General features: G+C 35.2%; 21 protein-coding genes. All 21 read left to right on the plus strand.

Annotated elements, in window-relative coordinates; all coding sequences use genetic code 11:
* Nucleotides 1-26: 26 nt before the first annotated feature.
* The 21 genes from OXPF_RS14300 to OXPF_RS14390 all read left to right on the plus strand — a co-directional run bounded on the left by OXPF_RS14300 (nt 27) and on the right by OXPF_RS14390 (nt 20,590).
* Nucleotides 27-3,227 carry a site-specific DNA-methyltransferase gene (locus tag OXPF_RS14300; protein ID WP_054875898.1) on the plus strand — a complete coding sequence of 1,067 codons (3,201 nt, stop codon included), beginning with the start codon at nt 27-29 and terminating at the stop codon, nt 3,225-3,227.
* A gap of 3 nt (nt 3,228-3,230) precedes the next feature.
* The gene (locus tag OXPF_RS14305; RefSeq protein WP_054875899.1) at nt 3,231-6,461 is read left to right on the plus strand and encodes a DEAD/DEAH box helicase family protein; all 3,231 of its coding nucleotides are present in this window, start codon (nt 3,231-3,233) and stop codon (nt 6,459-6,461) included.
* Nucleotides 6,462-6,799: 338 nt separating this feature from the next.
* Nucleotides 6,800-6,940: a hypothetical protein gene (locus OXPF_RS22560; RefSeq protein ID WP_160317228.1), complete on the plus strand. Its 141-nt coding sequence runs from the start codon at nt 6,800-6,802 to the stop codon at nt 6,938-6,940.
* Nucleotides 6,940-8,004, plus strand: coding sequence for a rolling circle replication-associated protein (locus OXPF_RS14310; RefSeq protein ID WP_054875900.1), 1,065 nt, complete (start codon nt 6,940-6,942; stop codon nt 8,002-8,004). The genes OXPF_RS22560 and OXPF_RS14310 overlap by 1 nt, the downstream gene beginning before the upstream one ends.
* 268 nt (nt 8,005-8,272) lie before the next feature.
* Nucleotides 8,273-8,743, plus strand: coding sequence for a hypothetical protein (locus OXPF_RS14315; protein ID WP_054875901.1), 471 nt, complete (start codon nt 8,273-8,275; stop codon nt 8,741-8,743).
* A complete protein-coding gene (locus OXPF_RS14320; protein ID WP_054875902.1) occupies nt 8,730-9,083 on the plus strand; it encodes a hypothetical protein in 354 nt (117 codons plus the stop codon). The genes OXPF_RS14315 and OXPF_RS14320 overlap by 14 nt, the downstream gene beginning before the upstream one ends.
* Before the next feature lie 260 nt (nt 9,084-9,343).
* The gene (locus OXPF_RS14325) at nt 9,344-9,604 is read left to right on the plus strand and encodes a hypothetical protein (RefSeq protein ID WP_054875903.1); all 261 of its coding nucleotides are present in this window, start codon (nt 9,344-9,346) and stop codon (nt 9,602-9,604) included.
* Nucleotides 9,605-9,868: 264 nt separating this feature from the next.
* The gene (locus tag OXPF_RS14330) at nt 9,869-10,444 is read left to right on the plus strand and encodes a recombinase family protein (protein WP_054875904.1); all 576 of its coding nucleotides are present in this window, start codon (nt 9,869-9,871) and stop codon (nt 10,442-10,444) included.
* Nucleotides 10,445-10,724: 280 nt separating this feature from the next.
* The gene (locus tag OXPF_RS14335; RefSeq protein ID WP_054875905.1) at nt 10,725-11,090 is read left to right on the plus strand and encodes a hypothetical protein; all 366 of its coding nucleotides are present in this window, start codon (nt 10,725-10,727) and stop codon (nt 11,088-11,090) included.
* 317 nt (nt 11,091-11,407) lie between these two features.
* The gene (locus OXPF_RS14340; protein WP_054875906.1) at nt 11,408-11,764 is read left to right on the plus strand and encodes a hypothetical protein; all 357 of its coding nucleotides are present in this window, start codon (nt 11,408-11,410) and stop codon (nt 11,762-11,764) included.
* Between the two features lie 340 nt (nt 11,765-12,104).
* The gene (locus OXPF_RS14345; RefSeq protein ID WP_054875907.1) at nt 12,105-12,488 is read left to right on the plus strand and encodes a hypothetical protein; all 384 of its coding nucleotides are present in this window, start codon (nt 12,105-12,107) and stop codon (nt 12,486-12,488) included.
* On the plus strand, nt 12,463-13,029 hold the full coding sequence (locus tag OXPF_RS14350; protein WP_054875908.1) for a hypothetical protein: 567 nt from the start codon (nt 12,463-12,465) through the stop codon (nt 13,027-13,029). The genes OXPF_RS14345 and OXPF_RS14350 overlap by 26 nt, the downstream gene beginning before the upstream one ends.
* A gap of 214 nt (nt 13,030-13,243) precedes the next feature.
* On the plus strand, nt 13,244-13,618 hold the full coding sequence (locus OXPF_RS14355) for a DUF3846 domain-containing protein (protein WP_054875909.1): 375 nt from the start codon (nt 13,244-13,246) through the stop codon (nt 13,616-13,618).
* A 231-nt stretch (nt 13,619-13,849) separates the two neighbouring features.
* Nucleotides 13,850-13,993 carry a hypothetical protein gene (locus OXPF_RS22795; protein ID WP_162838566.1) on the plus strand — a complete coding sequence of 48 codons (144 nt, stop codon included), beginning with the start codon at nt 13,850-13,852 and terminating at the stop codon, nt 13,991-13,993.
* A 111-nt stretch (nt 13,994-14,104) separates the two neighbouring features.
* On the plus strand, nt 14,105-15,772 hold the full coding sequence (locus tag OXPF_RS14360) for a recombinase family protein (RefSeq protein WP_054875910.1): 1,668 nt from the start codon (nt 14,105-14,107) through the stop codon (nt 15,770-15,772).
* A 179-nt stretch (nt 15,773-15,951) separates the two neighbouring features.
* Nucleotides 15,952-16,656, plus strand: coding sequence for a hypothetical protein (locus OXPF_RS14365; protein WP_242854414.1), 705 nt, complete (start codon nt 15,952-15,954; stop codon nt 16,654-16,656).
* A gap of 152 nt (nt 16,657-16,808) precedes the next feature.
* The gene (locus tag OXPF_RS14370; RefSeq protein ID WP_054875912.1) at nt 16,809-17,336 is read left to right on the plus strand and encodes a GNAT family N-acetyltransferase; all 528 of its coding nucleotides are present in this window, start codon (nt 16,809-16,811) and stop codon (nt 17,334-17,336) included.
* A 286-nt stretch (nt 17,337-17,622) separates the two neighbouring features.
* Nucleotides 17,623-18,321, plus strand: a complete 699-nt coding sequence (locus OXPF_RS14375; protein ID WP_054875913.1) for an aspartate/glutamate racemase family protein — start codon at nt 17,623-17,625, stop codon at nt 18,319-18,321.
* 83 nt (nt 18,322-18,404) lie between these two features.
* Complete coding sequence (locus tag OXPF_RS14380; RefSeq protein WP_054875914.1) at nt 18,405-19,235, plus strand: arginase family protein; 831 nt, start codon at nt 18,405-18,407, stop codon at nt 19,233-19,235.
* A 475-nt stretch (nt 19,236-19,710) separates the two neighbouring features.
* Entirely contained in the window at nt 19,711-20,112 is a 402-nt protein-coding gene (locus OXPF_RS14385) for a pyridoxamine 5'-phosphate oxidase family protein (protein ID WP_054875915.1), read from the plus strand.
* 130 nt (nt 20,113-20,242) lie between these two features.
* A complete protein-coding gene (locus OXPF_RS14390; RefSeq protein WP_242854415.1) occupies nt 20,243-20,590 on the plus strand; it encodes a hypothetical protein in 348 nt (115 codons plus the stop codon).
* Nucleotides 20,591-20,646 lie beyond the last annotated feature (56 nt).

Below are 20,646 nucleotides of genomic sequence, written 5' to 3' on the forward strand. Positions count from 1 at the left end.
ATATAGTATAGAGAGAGGTTAAAGTAATGTCTGAAAAGCTAAATCGTTTTGTTAATTTAATGAAAAGCATATTTGAATTGGATAAGTCTGATTTGGATTTTGGTATCTATCGTATCATGAATATTCGCAGAGACGAAATAGAGAGATTCCTAACTGAAGGACTGCCAAATAAAGTTCAGGATACCCTTGCACCTTTTGCTTCAAATACAGTGGACATTGAGAATCGTCTTGCCGAGATAGAAAAGCAATGTGCAGACTTAGGCATTGAAATTTCAGCGAGCCCTAAGCTTGCAGAAGAGTACTCTCGCTTGAAAGGTCAGCTTACGGCAGGTGTTGATTTGTCTGCTTTGGAAACTGACGTTTATTCGGCATTGTATAGCTTTTTTAATCGCTATTATGACGAGGGTGATTTCATTTCAAAACGCCGCTATAAAGAAGGTGTATACGCCATTCCCTATGAAGGTGAGGAGGTCAAGTTATATTGGGCTAACCAAGACCAGTATTACATAAAGACTGCTGAGAACTTCAAGGATTATACCTTTATTGACGAAGGGCGTAAAGTTCATTTCCGTATCGTGGATGCCACAACAGAGCAGAATAACAACAAGGAAAGCAATGACAAAAAGCGTACGTTCATGCTTTATGAGGAGACTGACGAAAAGCCTGAACTTAAGACAATGGAAATATTAAATGGTGAGCTTTATATTCGCTTTGTTTTTGATGTTCCTGCTGATAAGAAGATCAAATATGCCGAAGAAAATTATAAGAAAATCAGCGCTGCTATATCCAGTCAATTTAAAGACTGGTTTAGTTTACTACGTCCGGCTGCAACGAAAGACCAAAAGAAAGTTAAATCTGTGTTGGAGAAGCATTTAGAAAGCTATGTTGCCAAAAATACATTTGATTACTTTATACATAAGGATTTACGTGGTTTCTTAACGAGAGAGTTGGACTTTTTTATTAAAAGCGAGGTCATTCACCTTGACGATATTGATACAACAGATGAAAAAAGAGTGGATGCTTATATTGCCAAAGTAAGGGCTATTAAGCGTGTTGGAAAAATCATTATTGATTTCGTTGCACAAATTGAGAATTTTCAGAAAAAACTATGGCTCAAAAAGAAATTCGTAGTTAGCACGGATTGGTGTATTACGCTGGATAGCATTGATGAGGCTTTTTATGAGGAAATCATAAAGAACAAGATACAAGTACAGGAATGGGTTGATATGTATGCAATCAATGAGATTGAGGGCGATTCGACAACAGTAGCATACTCTGAACCATTGACGTTGGATTTTTTGCATCAAAACAAGAATCTTATAGTTGATACAAAGTATTTTTCAACAGACTTTAAGGACAGGTTGATTTCAAGTTTTGAGAATATTGAAGAGCAAACCGGAGGTTTGATGTTTCATAGTGATAACTTTCAAGCCATTAACTTACTGCTTGAAAAGTATTATGAGAAAATTAGGTTGATATATATTGACCCTCCTTATAATACGGATGCAAGTAAAATTCTTTATAAGAATGGATATGAACATTCAAGTTGGATTTCTCTAATGGAATCAAGGCTCATGGCTGCCAAAAAACTTATTTCACCTAAAGGTATTATTGAAGTTGCTATTGATGATTATGAATTCAGGTATATAAATTTATTACTTGATGAAGTGTTTGGAATTAATAACGCTATTTCAAACATTGCAATCTTCACAAATCCTAAAGGGCGTGACCAAGGATTTATTGCACAAGCGCATGACTATACACTTTTATATGCAAAAGATAAACGATTTGCACAGACTAATAACTTTATACTTAGTGACGAGGAAATAAAAAAGAAATTCTCAAAACAACAAGGCGAGCAGGCGTTAAGAGAACTACCGCTTAAAAGGACAGGAACTGGAAAGCGTAGAGAAGAACGTCCTTATATGTTTTTTCCATTCATTTATGATATAAGTGCTAAAAAACTTAGTGTTATACCTGAAGATGAATATAAAAAAATATATAATCCTGAAGATGATACTTTCAATGATGATTTTGTAAGGGAATTGCAAAAAGAATATGAAGAAAAAGGTTGTGCTTTTCTTTTACCACTTAGTAGCAAAGGGGAAAATCTACGTTGGCGTTGGGGATATAAGAGTTGCTGTAAGGGCTGTGAAAATGGAACATTGTTTGCCAAGTCTATGAGAGACGGAAGATATGCCGTTTATCAATATGATTTTGCCGATTCAGAGGCGACTCCTAAGTCTCTTTGGTTCGGAGAACGCTACGATGCATCGTCTAAAGGGACAAATATCCTTGAGAGCATATTACCTAATAACCCATTTGATTATCCAAAAAGTCTTTACACAGTTGAGGATAATATAATAATCGGGTCTGATGAAGCTGACGTAGTATTAGATTTTTTTGCAGGTTCAGGAACAACGGGTCATGCTGTAATCAATATTAATAGAACAGTTGATGATTCACAACGAAAATATATTCTTGTAGACATGGGTGAATATTTTGATTCAGTCATAAAAGCGAGAATGAAAAAGGTTATTTATGCTAATGATTGGGAGAATGGAAAGCCAAAAAATAGGACAACAGGTGTAACTCATATTATGAAGTATCACCATTTAGAAAGCTATGAAGATGCTCTATCAAATATCAGTCTTTCTGAAGAAAAGCATAAAATGTCCGTATTGTTCGGTGATGAATATTTAATCAATTATATGTTTGACGTTGAGGCTAAAGATAGCATGATAAATCTTGACAGCTTTAAAATGCCATTCAGTTATAAAATGAAAATTAATGAGAATAACGAAACCAAGGAGAAAATAGTTGACCTGTGCGAAACTTTCAATTATCTCATTGGTATTAACGTGGTGCGTCAAAGTGTGGTTTCGTACTTTAAAACAGAGCCTGACAAAGCAGGGATTTATGAAGGTGCGGTGCAGTTAACCGAGGATATTGATGGAGAATTTGCATTTAAACAGATTGAGGGTATACTTCCAGATGGGCGACATACACTAATTATTTGGCGTACCATCACGGATAATCTGATTGAGAGCAATGCCGCTCTGGATGCTTATTTCAATAAGCACCGTATAAATCAGCTTAACCGTGAATTTGACATAATCTATGTTAATGGGGATAACAACCTTGAAAATCTAAAGGCAGATGAGGAACATTGGAAGGTTAATATGATAGAGCCTGAATTTAAGCAGCGTATGTTTGAGGAGGTATAAGCAGTGGCAAAAAAGAAGAAGACAGAGATAACCATAAAATTCAATGACCAACTGTTACTGTTCAGGTACTTCCTAAATTTGTTCGGAAAGAACACGCTCGCTTCTCTTGCAGGACAATTAAACAGTATGGAGCAAGAAGGATACAACGAAAATCAAAATACATGGTTTTATGTATACTTAGATCGTATCTGCACTGTTAATAAGGATATAGTAAAAATAAACCGTGATAAACTACGTTTGTATGATGAGAATATCTGTCGGTATGTAAAGCAGATAGGAGATAAGCGTGGGGGTATTGTGCTGAAGTACTTTCAGTACATATCTTTGCTGTTTACTGAGATGTATTTAGATAGATATTTTTTCGATAAAGATGAGTTTTGCAAGGATTTAAACGAGTACGCAAAACAGGTATCTACTCAAACAATGGGTAAGATTGATATTGAGTTTAAGCCCGAAGGAATGAATAAGTTGGCATTCATGTGTGCAACCGGCAGCGGAAAAACTTTGATTACTCACGCAAATATTCTGCAGTTTTCATATTATCTGAAAAGGGCTCAAAGGTTGAATAGTCATTTAACCATAAACAAGGTGATTTTGCTTTCACCTAATGAGGGGATGTCTAATCAGCATTTAGAGGAATTAAAGCTATCTTCAATTACAGCTGCTCTGTTCCAGAAGGATACTGGTTTTCTTTCGCAAAGGGAAGACGTCATTATTATCGACATGAATAAGCTGAAAGAAGAAGGTAAAATTAAGACCGTTTCTATTGATAGCTTTGAGCAAAACAATCTAGTACTGGTTGATGAGGCTCATCGTGGGCTTGCTGGTGACGTGTGGTATGATTACCGATCTCGCCTGTCTGCCGATGGGGGGTTTGCTTTTGAGTATTCCGCAACATTTAAGCAGGCTATGAAGACCTTGAAACCAACCAAAGATAAGGATTTGCTGGATGAGTATTGCACATCAATAATCATGGATTACTCCTATAAATACTTTTATGAAGATGGATATGGCAAGGAATATCGCATTTATAATTTAAAAGATGGAATAGACGAGGAACAGCGTCATTTATATTTGACTGGCTGCTTACTCTCGTTTTATCAGCAGCTTAAATTGTTTGAATCATATCCAAAAGAATTTGCACCTTTTGAGATTGAAAAACCATTGCTTGTGTTTGTGGGTAACCGTGTAACTGCAAAAACTTCTAATGCTGAAATGACTGATGTGGAGGAAGTAATAGAATTCATAGATAAGTTTGTAAACCGTAAAGCGAAGACGATTGAACGTTTAAACGCCGTACTTAATGAAGATACAGGATTGATGGATGGCAGGGGTGCTGAGCTTTTTTCACAGGATTTTAATGCGTTAAAATCAATATTTGGTGGTTCTCCAAAGGCAGAAGACATTTATACTGACATCCTGAGGTTGGTTTTTAACAGTGATACTTCATCTGAAGAACCACGCTTGCACATTGAAAATATCAGGCAGGTGCCAGGTGAGATTGGGTTAAAGATAGGAGAGTACGGAGATTATTTCGGTGTCATCAGTATTGGTGATACGGCTGGCCTGGTGAAGAATTGTGATAAGAAAGGGATTGTTGCCAAAACTGAGGAATTTGTTTCAGAATCCTTGTTTAGGAATATAAATAACTCTACTTCAAATATAAAAGTACTTGTCGGCTCACGAAAATTCACTGAAGGCTGGAATAGCTGGAGAGTTTCAACGATGGGTCTGATTAACTTTGCAAAAGGCGAAGGCTCTCAGGCGATTCAGTTGTTCGGTAGAGGTGTGCGTTTAAGAGGATATCATGGTTGTCTGAAACGCAGCCGTAAATTAGATGACCAGAGTATTAATGTGCCAAAACATATTGAATTACTTGAGACGCTGACTATATTTGGAATTAGGGCGCAGTACATGGAGGATTTCAAGAAATACCTTGAGCTAGAAGAAATGTCAGCTAATGAGAAGCCTCATGAATTTACACTTCCTGTTGTCAGCAGGTATGATATGGTTAAAGAAAAAAAACTTAGAGTCATTAAGCTAAAGTCTGGGGTAAACTTCAAAAAGCAGTCTCGCAGATTGGTACTGGATAAGCCTGACGAAAGATTTATGAGTTACCTTGTGAAGAATAAGATAACAATTGATTGTCGTTCAAAGGTGCAAACCATTGAATCTAGCTTTAGTATGCAGATGATGTCGGTAACCGATGAACATACTCTGGATAAGGAGTACATTCCATACTTAGATTATGACCGCATGTTTGAGGAACTGGAAGCATATAAAAACGAGAAATTCTATTACAATATCAGCATTGAGAAGGACAGACTTAAAGATATCTTGTTGGTGGATGGGTGGTACTCGCTTATCATACCAAAAATGCACATCAAGATAGATTCCTTTGAAAAACTGGAGGCAGCAACGGATTACTGTGTAATGGTGATGAAAATCTACATAGATAAGTTTTTCAAGTATGAAAAGGAACGCTGGGAAGCTCCTTTTCTCGAATATCAGGAACTTACAGCAGATGATAATAATTTTGTATCAGAATATTCATTAAAGTATGCAGATTTGTTTGACGGTGATAATGGAGCCGAACAAGTCGAGGGATTCATAACAGAGCTGACTGCTCTATTGGACAAGGATAAAGGAATTGCTGAATATGAGAGAGCTGTATTTAGCAAATCTTTAGTTGCCTTTGACTTTCATTCACACCTATATGCACCACTTATTAGCTTGAAATCCAATGGATTGAAAATACAGATATCTCCTGTAAGCCTTAATGAAGATGAAAAACTGTTTGTGGACAGACTAAAAAACTATACTGAAAAAAATAAAGAAGTATTCGACAACAGAAATCTTTACTTGCTTCGTAACAAAAGTAAAGTAGGCATGGGTTTTTTCGAAGCAGGCAATTTTTATCCAGATTATGTTTTATGGATAGATACGCCTGAAGTACAATATGTATCATTCATAGATCCTAAGGGACTAATGAGGGTTAGACCTGATGATCCGAAGGTGGAGTTTTACAGGAAAATTAAGGAACTGGAAGATCGCTTGCAGCCATCATGTACAGATAAAAAAATTGTGTTAAATTCCTTTATTATGTCTGGTACAAAATCAGCTGATTTGCGTGAATGGTGGCAGATGAGCAAGCCAGAGCGTGAGTCAAAGCATGTTCTTTGCCTTGACAACGATGATTGTATTGATATCATGGTTAGCAAAATACTGGATTAATACATGTCAGATAAAATGATAAAATTAAACAAATTTGTTTAAAATTTAAAAGTAGGAGAGCTGCCGAATGGTGGCTCTTTTTTTCTGCGTTTTTATATACTAGTTGCTAACTCAGGCTATCATTAACTACATTTGCCCAAACATTGCAATAGTGTAATGACTAGTTAGGATTTTTATTCAAACATGGCATCTTGTGTAGAACATTGAGCATTAGAGGGCAGTCATCTTTCGTTTCCATCAACATCTTCATTTAGATATTAAACCTAATGTAAGTGTATACATCAAATCAAAATTTTGATGATTCATTTACAAAGGGGGATTTTTAAGTGTATAGAATATTGAGAGCTGGTAGAAAACAGCTCAAGGAAACAGGGTTTAGCAGGATGACAGAAGTAAGCTATTGCTACAACCAAAGAAGAAAACAAAATGAGCTCACTGACTTAGTAGGCATTATTACTAAGGATGGAGGTGTTCATTGATGGCAGATAAGAAGTTGATTATAGGGGCAACCGAAACTACAGAGGTTATTTATATTGGATCAAATCTTAAGGCCAAAGGTGGTAAAAGAGAAATGCAGGGTTATTATTTAGGTGATAAAACTTCTGAATTTAATTACGATAAAGATGGCCGTCAAGTTCATGAAAAAGAAATTATTGTAGGCAAATATCATGCTAAGAATTATAAGCAACGCAATAAAAATAGGCGTAACCTTGTTAAAGAACTCATCGAGAATAATTTTCAAACAAGAAAATGTATGATGATAACTCTAACATTTGCCAATATCGTAAAAGAGCAACCAAAGAGCACTAGCTTAAGTAGCAAAAAAAACAACCTATTCCAGGAAATTTACCAAGACTTGGAAATCATAGAGGGCAATTTCTTGAAAACAATGAACGATATTTTTACACCAGACAATGTAATAGAAAATAAAGAAAAGATTAACGACGTAGCATATGACGATAAATATCACGATTTAAAAACCTGCAACAAGGAGTTCAAAAAATTCATACAGAAAATGAACTACAGATATGAAAATTTTAAATATGTTGCAGTTATGGACAAGCAGGAAAATGGCAATTGGCATTATCACATTATATGTAATCTTAACTATATAGAATATAACGAACTTAAAGGAATCTGGAACTTGGGTGGAGTGTTTATAGGTAAAATAGGAAGCAAGAATCAGCTGCTAAAAGTAACGAACTATCTTAAGAAAAATATGATTAATGCAAGATTATATTTAAAAGGCGAAAAGGGTTATCTGGCATCTAAGGGGTTAAATAGAAATATTGTCCTCCGTTCATGGGCAACAAATGAACAGACAGAATTCCAAGAGCAAGGACAACGGCTTGAGGAAATAAAAAGAGAAGTTGAGTATAGCAAAAAACGCATTGTTGAGCATAATTACTCTTCGTGGGAAATGCGTGATGGCTACTCTACAGAAATAGAACGTAATTGTACATTTAAATACTATACCTATCCAATTGAATCCAATCAATATTTTACATTTGCAGATACTGCCATAAGAAAACATGGTGGATAACATAACGGTTTCTTTATTTATCAATAAAGATGTGAATTAGACGAAAGAATCTTTTAAAAAAATAAAAATAAATATGAGATAACCCAAACCAAAGCCGCAGCTTGTGCGGCACGATGTAAACTGAAAGGTGAAAAAGAGGTCTACTTATATAAAAGAGGACCTCTTTTACCCTTAAATGGTAATGACATTTTATAAATTAATATAAGCTACCCCCTAAGCATGATTTTCAATAGATAAAAACCACACAAAAGAAAAGGAGGGAATTAACATGATTATACTACCAGAGATACCAATAATTTTGGAATTTGACAACAAATTAATAAAGACACCAGCCATGTGGTCGCTTGCATTAGCTTTGAACTGCACCCTAGGATATTACATAAAGAAACATAACAAAAAAATGTTACGTGCTATTTATGATGATCAATCAGCAATCATGCCAAAGAATGACGCAGCACTGCTTTTGCAGGTATCCACAGAGCAGGAAACTATTATTATAACGGGTAAGGCTGTAAAAGAAGGAGCAAAAATAACTATAATGACACAGGTTAGTTTTGATGTATATTATTTTGTAGTCTTGCAAAGTAATTTATTACAGTCGCTGCCAGTGGTAACAGATGAATCTTTGCATCATGACTTAAAATTATTAAAAAAACTGATAAATCCAAGTACTGAGACGCAAAAATTATTTCATAACAAGGTTCTAAAGATTGGGGGTAGTATGGATGATACATATTGATATGACCAAAACAGTAGTAACAGATAAGCAGGCGGCAAAATTTATGTTAGACATATTGGAGCTATACCAAAAGGAAAGTTTAGTGATTAATGACATTCAATTTAGAAGCAAATCATCTCAGGCTAAGGAAATGATTCGCCTTAAAAAAGGAAGAGAGAAGTTTTTAAATGCTCTGGATGAGCTAGTTAAAATTAGCGATCAGCTTAAGGATTTTGCTAGTATGGATTCTGATGCTCAAATTGATAAACTTCTGCATGTGCTAGAGGCATTAATAGGTTTATCAGTCAGTATTGTAAATGTAGAAAATGAGAATTGTAGGAACAATTGCGACATTTTATAGGCTAGTTGTCAGAGTAAATAAGGCGATGTCTAAATCTTCAATCTGTGTTATTGTAGGGTAAATGCTTTTTTTAGTGGGATTCTGCTATGTGTCAATCAAAATGACAAATGTTGTGGTTTTAGTTAGTGAAAAAATAGTTAACTAACTAAATTATGCTCTAATATGGGTGAAGAAATGGGGATGTAAAGTGAGTAAAATGGTTTTTAAAGAAAAATATTTGCTGGAATAGAAAAATATATTTGAAAGGGTGTAATAGAAAGATGACAGTAAATAAGATTTCCACAGAGAACATAGATAAAAAGTTAGACGAGCTTCTTGCCAATCAGAAATTATTGATGGAACATTTGAAAATGCAATCAGGCAGAAAATTAAAAGGCGCCAGCCTTAGGGAGCAGGTAAAGTACTTAACGGAGCATGGTTATTCTATAAGGGAAATAAGCTCTATGCTTAAATGCTCTGCCACTACAGTATCAGCTAAAAGATCAGAAATTAATACAATAGGTAGTAATATAGAACAATAAATGGTACTATGCAGCGTTTGTTTGGCTTATGCTAACATAGCCAAAATCTAAAATATCGAGGATTATTGCTCTAAAATGAAAAAGAGTGTTAAATAGTACAACGCTCTAAAAGATGTTTCAAAATTCCAATATAGTTTTATTGGATCAGATTTTGCGCCATATGGGTATATTAGCAGTTTGCTCTATTAGGGTATAGTCATATGGACAGGGTGACTTTTAGAGTTTTGGAGCTTTAATAATACTTGTTATATGGAGGAATTGACTATGAAGGTAGGATATATTCGTGTATCAACCACAGAACAAAATACGGAACGGCAAAAAGCAATTATGGAAGGTCTTGGGGTAGAAAGATTATATACTGATATGCTGTCAGGGAAAAATACAGACAGGCCACAGCTTAACGCACTGCTGGACTTTGTTCGTGAGGGTGATATCGTAGTGGTTGAGAGTTATTCAAGGCTGGCACGTTCCACAAAGGATTTACTGGACTTGGTAGAAAAGCTGAATCAGAAAAAAGTGCAGTTTATCAGCCAAAAAGAAAATATTGACACATCAACGCCACAAGGTCGGTTGATGTTTACTATGTTTGCAGGACTGGCACAGTTTGAGCGTGAATGTCTGTTGCAGCGGCAGCGTGAAGGCATTGAAATTGCTAAGCAGCAAGGTAAGTACAAAGGTAGACCTAAAAAGTCATTGGATAACTTCACGGAGCTATATGTTTCTGTAAAAAATGAAGAAATAAGCGTATCTAAGGCAAGTAAGCTATTAGGGGTGTCACGCTCAACCTTTTACAGGAAAATGAAGGAGCATGAGGATAGCAGCGAGATTGATTTTGGCTAACCTCTCCCCTTCTGCCCTAGAAAATCCTTGGTATACAGTATGGAAAAATTGAATAACAGGGACTAATTATCTACATTATGTTAAAATTCAAGTCGATTGTGAGTATTTAATTGGTTTCTATAATCAGTCAAAAGCAAGGCAATGAAAAAGGAAAGCAGGATAAATTCTTCATATAGTACAGTTCGGATAAATTGGTGATGCAACAAAATGAAAAGGACTTTAATTGAAGGTTTATTAATTTCCAAAGTTTGTTGGGATTAAGAAAATGGAGGCTAAGAACATGGATTACATGGAGTACTACGGAAATTATATTTTTAATGAAATGTCGTATGAGGACTTAGTGCAAGAAATATTGCGTTTAAATTGGTTTGTAGATGAAATGCAAAAAACGATTGATAAGCTTGAAAAGATCAACGATACGTTAATGAAAAAACACCCTGCATTTAAGGAAAATATAAATGCTGATGACATTATGGATAAACTGTTGGATGGCGATAGTCTTACCAAGATAGGCAAATGCTATGGTTGCGATAAAAAGACTATTAAAAATCGGCTATATCGGGAGCAATATACAGATAGAGATATTGCCAAACTAAGGCAAGGAATTGATGTGCGCAAGGAAGATTGGTTTAATAATGGATATTAATTGGTGGCAGTTGCCTGAAGATATATACAAGGGGAAAAAACATCCGGGGAAAACAGATTCACTAGGGTAACAGTTGAAAGATATTAAAACGGAGTAGCCATAGGATCCAGCATTTTGGGTTTTATGGCTATTCTTCACTCCCTACCCTCAATATATATAAAGCAGGAAAATAACAAAATAGAATGGAAAAAATATAGAACACTATAAGAAAGAATTACATTAATTTAGTGCTATCACGAAGCCTTAAAAACCTTGATGTTGATTTGTATGTGGCTTTTACTTTATAATTAGTATAGAAAAGTTTAGGAGGTTCATTAATGGAAATAACTTTTAATAGTAATAGAGAAATCGACTTTTATTTAAAAAAAGCCTATATGACCATAGACCCAAACAAAAATGTACTATACCTGAGAGGGTTTATAAGTAGAAAAGTAAATGCCAATGATGTGCAAGAGATAGGAAGACATTATGCGGCATATATGAATAATAACTTGATATCAGTAGGTTTAAAGAAGGAATATGACTTTAATCATAATAACCTATTGCCAATTTTAGAAGAAATAACTTCTATGGTAATTCAGCAAAACCTTGATATACATGATATATTGAACCTTTGGGAAGATGAAAATGGTGCAAAATTAATTTCATATATCAATGTTGAACCAGAGAAATAAAAATAGAGGTCATGTCAAATATTTACAATTTTTATTTTCAATAGATAGAGAAAACCGAATAACAGATAAGTAAATATGTGTACTTAACCATAGAAAACTTCAAAACAGCCTTAAAATTCAAGCGCAATGGATTTTAAGGCTGTTTTTGGTGTTTGTTTTCAAAAATTATTTTTAGTATCTGGACTATAAGCGGGGTAATAAAATCAACTTTCTAAAAACTAAAAGCATAGCTCCAAACATTTTGAAAAAGATGTCTAAACCTTCCTTTAAGGTTGATTTTGGGGGAGTTGAAATCCTCCGAAATCAGCGTTATTGTGGTTTAAGGAGGTGATTCAGATAAATGGAAGTAGAAAATAAGAAAGTTACGAAACAAAGCAAAAAGCCAAAAGAACCTGCGGTAAAAGATGCCGTAAACCTTGTGACTAAAGAGGAATTCACAAGTTTAAGCGGCAGGTTAGATTCTATCCTTGAAAGATTTGATGGTATAGCCACTGAACTGGAAATGACCAATCATATTTGTAGGATTCTAATTGAATTGGTTGGTGGAGTAGACCCAGGGAGAAAAAATCTAACTAACCTTGAATTGGTAAAGCTTCGTAATGAAGGGGTTAAGGTCAAGGATTTGGCCAGAATGCAAGGCGTAAGCCAATGTGCTATGGGTAGAAAATTGAAAGAACTAAGAGAGGCAGGTATATTACATGATCGAGAAACAGAAAACAATTGAAGTGGCTATCAAAAATATGGTTAATAGCCATATGAACAGCTATAGTAGAGATTTAATTCTATGTGCTGAATTATTAAATCAGATTACAGAAAAGGGATTCGTGTTTGATTATACAAGGTTTAGCTTGGATGATCAGGAACTAGCCAGTGATATAGCATATCAAATATCTCATATGGAGGAGATGGTAAACAATGTAATTAAAAGTGAACGAAATAATCAACTCTATGCAGACGAGGAAATTGGTGAATTATACTGTGGAGATGATGAAGTTGACCAGTCAGCGAAAGAAAATGAGCCAAAGTTTGAATTTGATGATATTGGGGATTTTTTCCCTATCACGGATAATTGTGATAGTTTATCCGAGGTTTTAAGCTGCATGCAGATACCTCATATTATTTTTGACGGTACAGGGTATTGTTTTAACGGCAATTATTATTCTATAGTTGATGCTGGAATTGATCGAATGGTGCTTAAGGTTACTAAAATTCAAGAAAGCGATATAGACCCATTGTGTTTGGAGATTCTTAATAATCAGATGTAGTTACATCGGATGAAAGAGAAAAATTATGTTGTCCATTTATGGTTGTCAGAGTTATGGAGTTACTAATGTCCAGAACTAACCTAAGGGGTTTCCAAAGGATTTTAGGCTAGGGCTTAGGGTTAGATATGAAATGGGTGGTTTAAGCTGAGCCAGAGCAAACCAAGGGGGATTTAGAATTGGTGGATAAAAGTATCTGTACAGGAGAGATAAAAAAATGAAGGTGGTTTATGTAGAGCCAAACAAAGTGGCAGAAATCAGGAATATAGATTCAGGACTGAAGTCAATGCAAAAAGTCGTAGGCGGTTATATCGAGGCGATATATCCTTTTTCTGACCCTGTAGCAATTATATGTAATGAGGAAGGAAAAATAAATAGTTTGGAGCTAAACAGAGGACTTGCTGATGACAATGGGGATTTATATGAAATCATAGCTGGTTCTTTCTTTATCTGTTTAGCAAGACCTGATAGCGAAGATTTTGAAGGTCTTACAGATGAATTGGCCAGCAAGTATTTGGAAATATTCAAATATCCTGAAGTGTTTATGATGGAGAATAGAAAACTGGTATCTCTAAAGTGGGGTAAAAACTAATCATAATTATTAATTTGAACTACCAAGAGCAGGTGGCAGTTATCCTTTTTAGAGATAATTCGCCACCTGTTATTAATTTGGACTACTTGATGGTTAAAGGGCTGTATGCGAAATCATTTAGTCAACCAATCGTCTACTTAGAGCCTCAATCATTGGTAGTTTAGCGCTTAGACTTGAGTCAGAACGTCTTTCTATTACATAGCGTAAATCAAATTTAAGGAGAGATACGCTATGGGAAAAAAGGAAGTAACTAATCAAAATAATTTCAAAGAAAAAAAAGATGCATCTTTTGAGCGCTGCGTAGATTTTATGGCAAGAATGATAGAAAAGTATGGTCAGGAAACAGAACAAGATAGAAATAAAATAGCATCATAAATTTAGAAAAAACCCTAAAAGGGTTTTTTCTAAATTTATATATATATTTCACATAAAATCCGTTATAATAGTTGGGACAGAGAATTACTGTTTAAATGGGGGTGGATATAGATGAATCAGAGGTGTTACATATATACAAGAGTTTCAACAGAAATGCAGGTTGATGGGTACAGTTTAGACGCTCAAAAAGAAGAAATCAAAGAATATACACAATATAAGAAAATGACTATTGTGGATGAGTATTCTGATGTCGGCTCAGGTAAAAATGTAAAAGGACGACCTGATTTCTTGAGGATGATTAATGATATAAAAGAAGGAAAAGATAAAGTTGACTTTGTGTTAGTTTTTAAACTTTCAAGGTTCGGACGTAATGCCGCAGATGTTCTAGGCACTCTTCAAATAATTCAAGACTATGGAGTTAATTTGATTTCAGTTGCAGATAATATAGATAGTAGCCAAGACGGTGGAAAACTTATGATATCCGTTTTATCTGCTGTTTCAGAAATTGAGCGTGAAAATATCTTAGTTCAAACTATGGAAGGACGTAAGCAGAAAGCTAGAGAAGGTAAATGGAATGGGGGCTTTGCTCCTTATGGTTATAAACTGGAAAATGGAGAGCTAGTAATAGCTAAAGATGAGGTAAAAGTTGTAGAAGTTATCTACGATAAATTTACATCTACAAACATGGGTATAAATGCAGTAGCTTCATATCTCAATAATAATGGTTATAAAAAGAAAAAGCGTCAAAATGGTACACTTGATGCCTTTTCTGCTTCTTTTGTAAAGGCTGTTATAGATAATCCTGTTTATTGTGGAAAACTAGCTTATGGAAGAAGAAAAAATGAGAAAATACAAGGTGAACGAAATCAATTCCATATTGTAAAGCAGAAAGAGTTTCCTGTTTATGATGGAATTCATGAGGCTATAGTATCAGAAGAAATATGGCAAGCAGCACAAGAAAAGCGTAAAATAACTGGTTTTAAACATGAAAAGAGGTACAGTTTAGAACACGCACATATTTTATCTGGTATACTAAAATGTCCCAATTGTGGTGCGCCCATGTATGGTAATGTAAATCGAAAGAAGAAAAAGGATGGTACTTATTATAGAGATTACTTCTACTATGCTTGTAAACATAGGAGGAGTGTAAGTGGTCATAAATGCAATTACAGTAAGCAGTGGAGTCAAGACTTAGTAGATGATGCTGTTGCTGAGATTATTACTAAGTTAGTTCATAATGAAAAGTTTGAGAATGCTATAAAAGATAAAATTAATTCTAAAATTGATACTGCTCAACTGGAAGAGAATTTAGAAACTCTAAAAAAATCATATCGCCAAGAAAATACGGCAAAAAATAAATTAGCACAACAAATTGATGGGCTAGATGTTATGGACTCTTCGTATGAAAGAAAATATAAGGACATGCAGGAACGTCTAAATAAATTCTATGAAAGGATAGACTCTATTGAAATAGAGATGGAAGAGGTTAAAACAAGAATACAGAACGTTAAGTTAGATAGACTTAATTCTGATGGCATTTACAACATTTTAAAAATGTTCGACCAGTTTTATGATGAATTTACAGACTTTGAAAAACAGGAGTTTATAAAGAGTTTTGTTGAGAAAATTGAAATTTATCCAGAAGAATTAGAAGATGGTCGTATCTTAAAGAACATAAAGTTTAGATTTCCAGTATTCTTTAATGGTAGTGAAGTGAGTGAAATAAGTTGGGACAAAGAGAGTACAGTTGAGACAGTTTGCCTACTACATCGGAAATAATAAATTATTGTTCTGGAAGAAAGGTGAATCGATTGTTACTTCGAAAATTTATACCAATTACAATTACGATACCTTCTATTGCAATAGGGGCGCTTGCGATGTACCTAAATCATGTTCCTATTGTAATTTGGAGCCAAAATATTGCCTGCCTTGTGTTAATGAGTTTTGTTTCCTTGATTATGATTACTTACAAATTTAATATCAGTAGAAGTAAATATGAAAAATTTATAGTACCTGTTGCATTGTTTCTTTTAATCTTGACCTTTGTGAACCCAGGTATGGAAAGTGTACACCGATGGATATCTATTGGAACCGTAAAATTAAATATTGCAATGATTGCATTGCCCATAGTTCTTATAGAGTTATGGAATGCATTGAAGACCAAAGGCCTTAAGTATGGAAATGTTGGAGCATTCATAATAATATTGGTATTATTATTTCAGCCGGATGCCTCCCAATTAACTGGATTTGCTATTCCAATGATGATTATGATAAGCCGAAAGACGAATAGCAAAGTAATACGTTTATTAATAATAAGCGTCTTTTCACTATTTATTATTTTATCATGGACGTATTTGGACAATCTGCCTCCGGTAAACTATGTAGAGAGAATAGTAAACATGGTGGCGGATATGGGATTTTTGTGGCTAATTTTAGGGGTTATTTCTTTAGCAATATTACCAATGCCATTCCTATTATTTCCCCCTAAATGTGCAGAGTTAATTTCTAGATGCATTGGTTATTATTATATAATCATTATATTATCAGCATTATTGGGAAACTTTCCGGTTCCTTTGATGGGATATGGAGTATCACCTATTGTTGGTTTTTACATATCATTAATCTGGTATGTTAATTCTAAATATAATGAAAACGCAGTATAATTATTTCCACGCCAATGGGGTACCAGAGGGGTGCGACATCTTTTTTGTCTACTCAAGGCACGTGGAAAAGGTTGTGCTGATGGACTTAAAATTATAGCCTTGTTTTTTGATCATATTCATTTAATATATAGTAAGTAAGAAAGGGTGATCTTATGTTAACGGGAAATAAGGTACTAGATAATTATGAGTATAATATCAGACTATTGTCAGGCGATGATGAAATTGATGTACAAGCCCTGTGCGAAAGATGTTCAGACTTTTCGGAGTTAATTGAAGGTAGACCGCCCGAAAAAGATGCTGGGTACAGCATTCTATTTGATTTGCCACCTGACAAAGAGTTGAAAGATAAATATGTTTTCGGGGTTTATAAAGAGAATGGTGTTTTAATTGCAGTAATTGAAATAGTCAAAGATTATAAGAGCATTGGAGAATGGATAATAGGTTTACTGATGATTGATCCAAATGAAAGAGGAAACGGTTTGGGAAGAAAATTACATGATCTTATAAAAGCCTGGGTTTCAGAAGAACACGGCAAGGCATTAAGAATTGGGGTAGTAGAAGAGAATCACAGAGGATATAAGTTTTGGTGCGAAATGGGATATGTTGAAGCAGACAGGGTAAAAAGAACCTATGGAAATAAAGAACATACAGTTATTGTTATGAATTCATTTCTAAAGTAAAGGGTATTAATGGAATTAAGTTTTATGTTCTATAGCTACGCGCGCTGCCAAGGAGGTACCAGCTTCAAGGGGCATCTTATATAATGGCTTTTTATTGTTATTTATATGGGGTTTCCAGGACATTGGAAAGTTATGAAATGAATTAACTGGCATACTCTATTCTCCTGAGAATATTGTTCTGCATGCAATTTTATCTTTGAAACCATACAATATCAAGGCTACAATCGAAATTAAGGAGGTCAAAAACAATGGTTGAAAAATATTGTCACTGGGAGGTAAACGCATTATGAAGAAAAAAATAGGTATATTGGGTGGTATCAGCCATACATCTACAATCAAATACTATCAGACAATCATGAATCTTTACTATGAGAGATTTGGTAATTATTATTATCCTGAAATAATAATTCACAGCTTGGATTTTCAATATTTTACTGATTTAGAAAATGAATTAAAGCTTCAGGAATATGAGGATTATATTGTGTATTCTATTCATTGTCTGGAAAATGCAGGTGCTGATTTTATAATTATGGCGGCCAATTCACCTCATTCTGTATTGAGTAATGTAATAAAACGAGCATGTATTCCAATCTTAAGTATTGTAGATGCAGTGGGAGTGGAAGCGCAGAAGAAAAATTTGAAAAAACTTTTATTAACAGGAATAAAGTATACAATGCAGAGCGATTTTTATAAAAGCGGGATGCGGAAATATGGTATAGAAGTAATTACTCCTAATGATGCAGAGCAAAATCTGATAAATCAGATTATTTTCCAGGAACTTGTATTAGACAATATGTTAGATAAGTCAAGGGAAAATTTCTTAGAAATTATTAATAGATATCCGGCTGACGGAGTTATATTAGGCTGTACTGAATTACCGTTACTTCTGGACAACAAAGATACCAGAATACGATTATTAAATTCTTTGAACCTGCATTGCGAGATGGCGTTAAATTATGCATTATGCGATAGCTCGAGAACATGAAAGTACAATGGGTTGAAGTCTATTATCCTTAATTGACTATTAAATTTCCTTGCAAGTACTATTTTATATGAGGTGATATGAGTATGAAAAATCATTTGAATCTATTTTTCCCCCAATGGCAGGGCTCCGGCAATGATGACCGGTTATTGCACGGTGCATTGGAGCTAAAGGAAGTTTATTTTGAAGCTGCTGGGCTAAAGAGTGTTGATGTTAGCAGTGAATTGGACTGTGTTATAGAAAATAACATTTTGGGGTTATCGGCAATTCTGAAACAATTTGAAGGTGCAAAAAAAATTATTGATAAAGAAAAGCCGGATACTATTTTTGTTATCGGGGGCGGTTGCGATATTGAAATTTTACCGGTTTCATATATGAATGCTCATTACAATGGGCAATTGACCGTGTTATGGATTGATGCACATGGCGATCTCAATACCCCAGAATCTTCGGCTAGTAAAAATTTTGATGGAATGCCTCTCCGAGTTCTGTTAGGCGAAGGAAATGAACATATATTAGATATGACGTATTCGTTCCTACGGCCTGACCAAGTATTGTTGCTGGGACAGCGGGATTTAGATGCACCTGAAGAAGCGTACATTAAAGAACATGGACTTGAACAAATATCTGTTGAGCAAATGGAAGCAGACGCACAGACCGTAATAGATGCACTGCATTCAAAATTCGCAAGCAATATTTACATTCACATTGACTTAGATGTAATTGATTATAGTATGTTCTCTCATGTTATGGCCCCATCTCCGGATGGTTTGAAAACAAGTACTCTGGTTGAATTGATAAAAGGACTGAATGCGCAATTTCATGTTGTAGGAATTAGCATATTGGAATGTCTAAAAACTGGAGGTAAAAGCATTGGTTTTATTTCAGAAATAGTGGAAATAGGTACATCCCTATAATACAGATTAAGCATCATCTTTTTTATCTACTCAAGACACGTGGAGTGTGTGGTAAGAATACAAAAGGAAAATTAGTGGAAAGCATTCTCCTTGTTATTATCATCTTAATACCTCAGTATATCGGCTGCCAAGAACCTTAAGCTATTCAATTAATTGCAATTCTTTTATAAGAAGACTGATATAATATTCTGCTAATATACTTAATTTCTGATTAGCTGGATATAAAAGCAAAACATCTGCATAGGCATAGAAGCTATACTAAGATTATCCTGTGTGCTTTTTGAAAGTCTGGTTCCTATAAAAATATATCCTTCTGCCAATAGGGTGAATATGCTATAATTGAAGAAATCCAAGATTTATTTACACATATTAGCAAGACATAGTCAGTTAAGCTTAATAACGGAAGGTAAGCCAAGCTACCCATGGCAGCCGGCGTAAAAAATTGCGGGTATCATCCCGCTTTAGGAGGATAATAATGCAAAGAGTTTTTGATTTTCTCTCAAAGTCCGGAGTTTACCACATCGCCACCGTCGATGCAGACGGGAAACCCCACGTTCGCCCCTTCGGTTCCAAGCTGATAGTAGACGGGAAATTTTACATCTCATGCAGCTTGCCCAAGCTGGTATATGAGCAGCTGAGCGGGCAAAAATGGTTAGAGATTTCCGCCATGGGAACCGGTGGAGAGTGGATACGTATCTCTGCCACAGCCCGTGAAGTCACCGAACAGGCAGAAAAAGAAAAAGTGTATTCAAATTCAGTGTATGTGCCTCAAGCAAAGGGTGGACCCAAGCGGTCTATCTCGGAGGTCGCCTTCTTTGAGTTAACTGACGCCACAGCTACCATCTACGGTAAGGAGACAAAGGAAATCCGCTGGTGATATCAGGAATAAGATCTATTATTTACACCTCCAGCCAAAGCTGTTAGACTGATAATAAGTCTAACAGCTTTGGCTGGAGGTGTTCTCATGAATCAGGAACGCTGAAGAAGCAGCCGGCGGCTTCCTGTCTGTGACAGGGCACAAAAACAACAGGATTTTGAAAGGAGAAAGCTATGTTTGGATACGGTTGGTTGAATTTGGGAAGTCTTATACTTGGGCTGCTTGCGTGGATACTTCCTGTCGTAAGCCTGGTGAAGAAAATAAAAATTGGATAATAATTTCTATAGCAAGCCTTAGCGCCTGCGGTATCTCGCTGTGTATGCAGATTTTCTATACCGATTATCTGGTGAAGATAGAGGATTGGTCGGCACTTATGGATACCTCCGGCGCAGTAGCATTTGTGTCCACAGTGCTTCTTGCAGTTACTATCATACTTAATGCGATTGCAGTGGTTAAATTAAATAAAAAAAGCCAATAGACTGCATATTCCAATTTAGCGGTGGGGCAGGATTAAATATATTACAGCTCTAAAAG

This window comes from Oxobacter pfennigii (assembly GCF_001317355.1).
Taxonomy (GTDB): domain Bacteria; phylum Bacillota; class Clostridia; order Clostridiales; family Oxobacteraceae; genus Oxobacter; species Oxobacter pfennigii.

What these genes read in the sequence shown, in the direction of transcription:
- OXPF_RS14300 (WP_054875898.1), top strand. Translation starts at nt 27, where the DNA reads ATGTCTGAAAAGCTAAATCGTTTTGTTAATTTAATGAAAAGCATATTT.
- OXPF_RS14310 (WP_054875900.1), top strand. Translation starts at nt 6,940, where the DNA reads ATGGCAGATAAGAAGTTGATTATAGGGGCAACCGAAACTACAGAGGTT.
- OXPF_RS14315 (WP_054875901.1), top strand. Translation starts at nt 8,273, where the DNA reads ATGATTATACTACCAGAGATACCAATAATTTTGGAATTTGACAACAAA.
- OXPF_RS14320 (WP_054875902.1), top strand. Translation starts at nt 8,730, where the DNA reads ATGATACATATTGATATGACCAAAACAGTAGTAACAGATAAGCAGGCG.
- OXPF_RS14325 (WP_054875903.1), top strand. Translation starts at nt 9,344, where the DNA reads ATGACAGTAAATAAGATTTCCACAGAGAACATAGATAAAAAGTTAGAC.
- OXPF_RS14330 (WP_054875904.1), top strand. Translation starts at nt 9,869, where the DNA reads ATGAAGGTAGGATATATTCGTGTATCAACCACAGAACAAAATACGGAA.
- OXPF_RS14335 (WP_054875905.1), top strand. Translation starts at nt 10,725, where the DNA reads ATGGATTACATGGAGTACTACGGAAATTATATTTTTAATGAAATGTCG.
- OXPF_RS14340 (WP_054875906.1), top strand. Translation starts at nt 11,408, where the DNA reads ATGGAAATAACTTTTAATAGTAATAGAGAAATCGACTTTTATTTAAAA.
- OXPF_RS14345 (WP_054875907.1), top strand. Translation starts at nt 12,105, where the DNA reads ATGGAAGTAGAAAATAAGAAAGTTACGAAACAAAGCAAAAAGCCAAAA.
- OXPF_RS14350 (WP_054875908.1), top strand. Translation starts at nt 12,463, where the DNA reads ATGATCGAGAAACAGAAAACAATTGAAGTGGCTATCAAAAATATGGTT.
- OXPF_RS14355 (WP_054875909.1), top strand. Translation starts at nt 13,244, where the DNA reads ATGAAGGTGGTTTATGTAGAGCCAAACAAAGTGGCAGAAATCAGGAAT.
- OXPF_RS22795 (WP_162838566.1), top strand. Translation starts at nt 13,850, where the DNA reads ATGGGAAAAAAGGAAGTAACTAATCAAAATAATTTCAAAGAAAAAAAA.
- OXPF_RS14360 (WP_054875910.1), top strand. Translation starts at nt 14,105, where the DNA reads ATGAATCAGAGGTGTTACATATATACAAGAGTTTCAACAGAAATGCAG.
- OXPF_RS14365 (WP_242854414.1), top strand. Translation starts at nt 15,952, where the DNA reads ATGATTACTTACAAATTTAATATCAGTAGAAGTAAATATGAAAAATTT.
- OXPF_RS14370 (WP_054875912.1), top strand. Translation starts at nt 16,809, where the DNA reads ATGTTAACGGGAAATAAGGTACTAGATAATTATGAGTATAATATCAGA.
- OXPF_RS14375 (WP_054875913.1), top strand. Translation starts at nt 17,623, where the DNA reads ATGAAGAAAAAAATAGGTATATTGGGTGGTATCAGCCATACATCTACA.
- OXPF_RS14380 (WP_054875914.1), top strand. Translation starts at nt 18,405, where the DNA reads ATGAAAAATCATTTGAATCTATTTTTCCCCCAATGGCAGGGCTCCGGC.
- OXPF_RS14385 (WP_054875915.1), top strand. Translation starts at nt 19,711, where the DNA reads ATGCAAAGAGTTTTTGATTTTCTCTCAAAGTCCGGAGTTTACCACATC.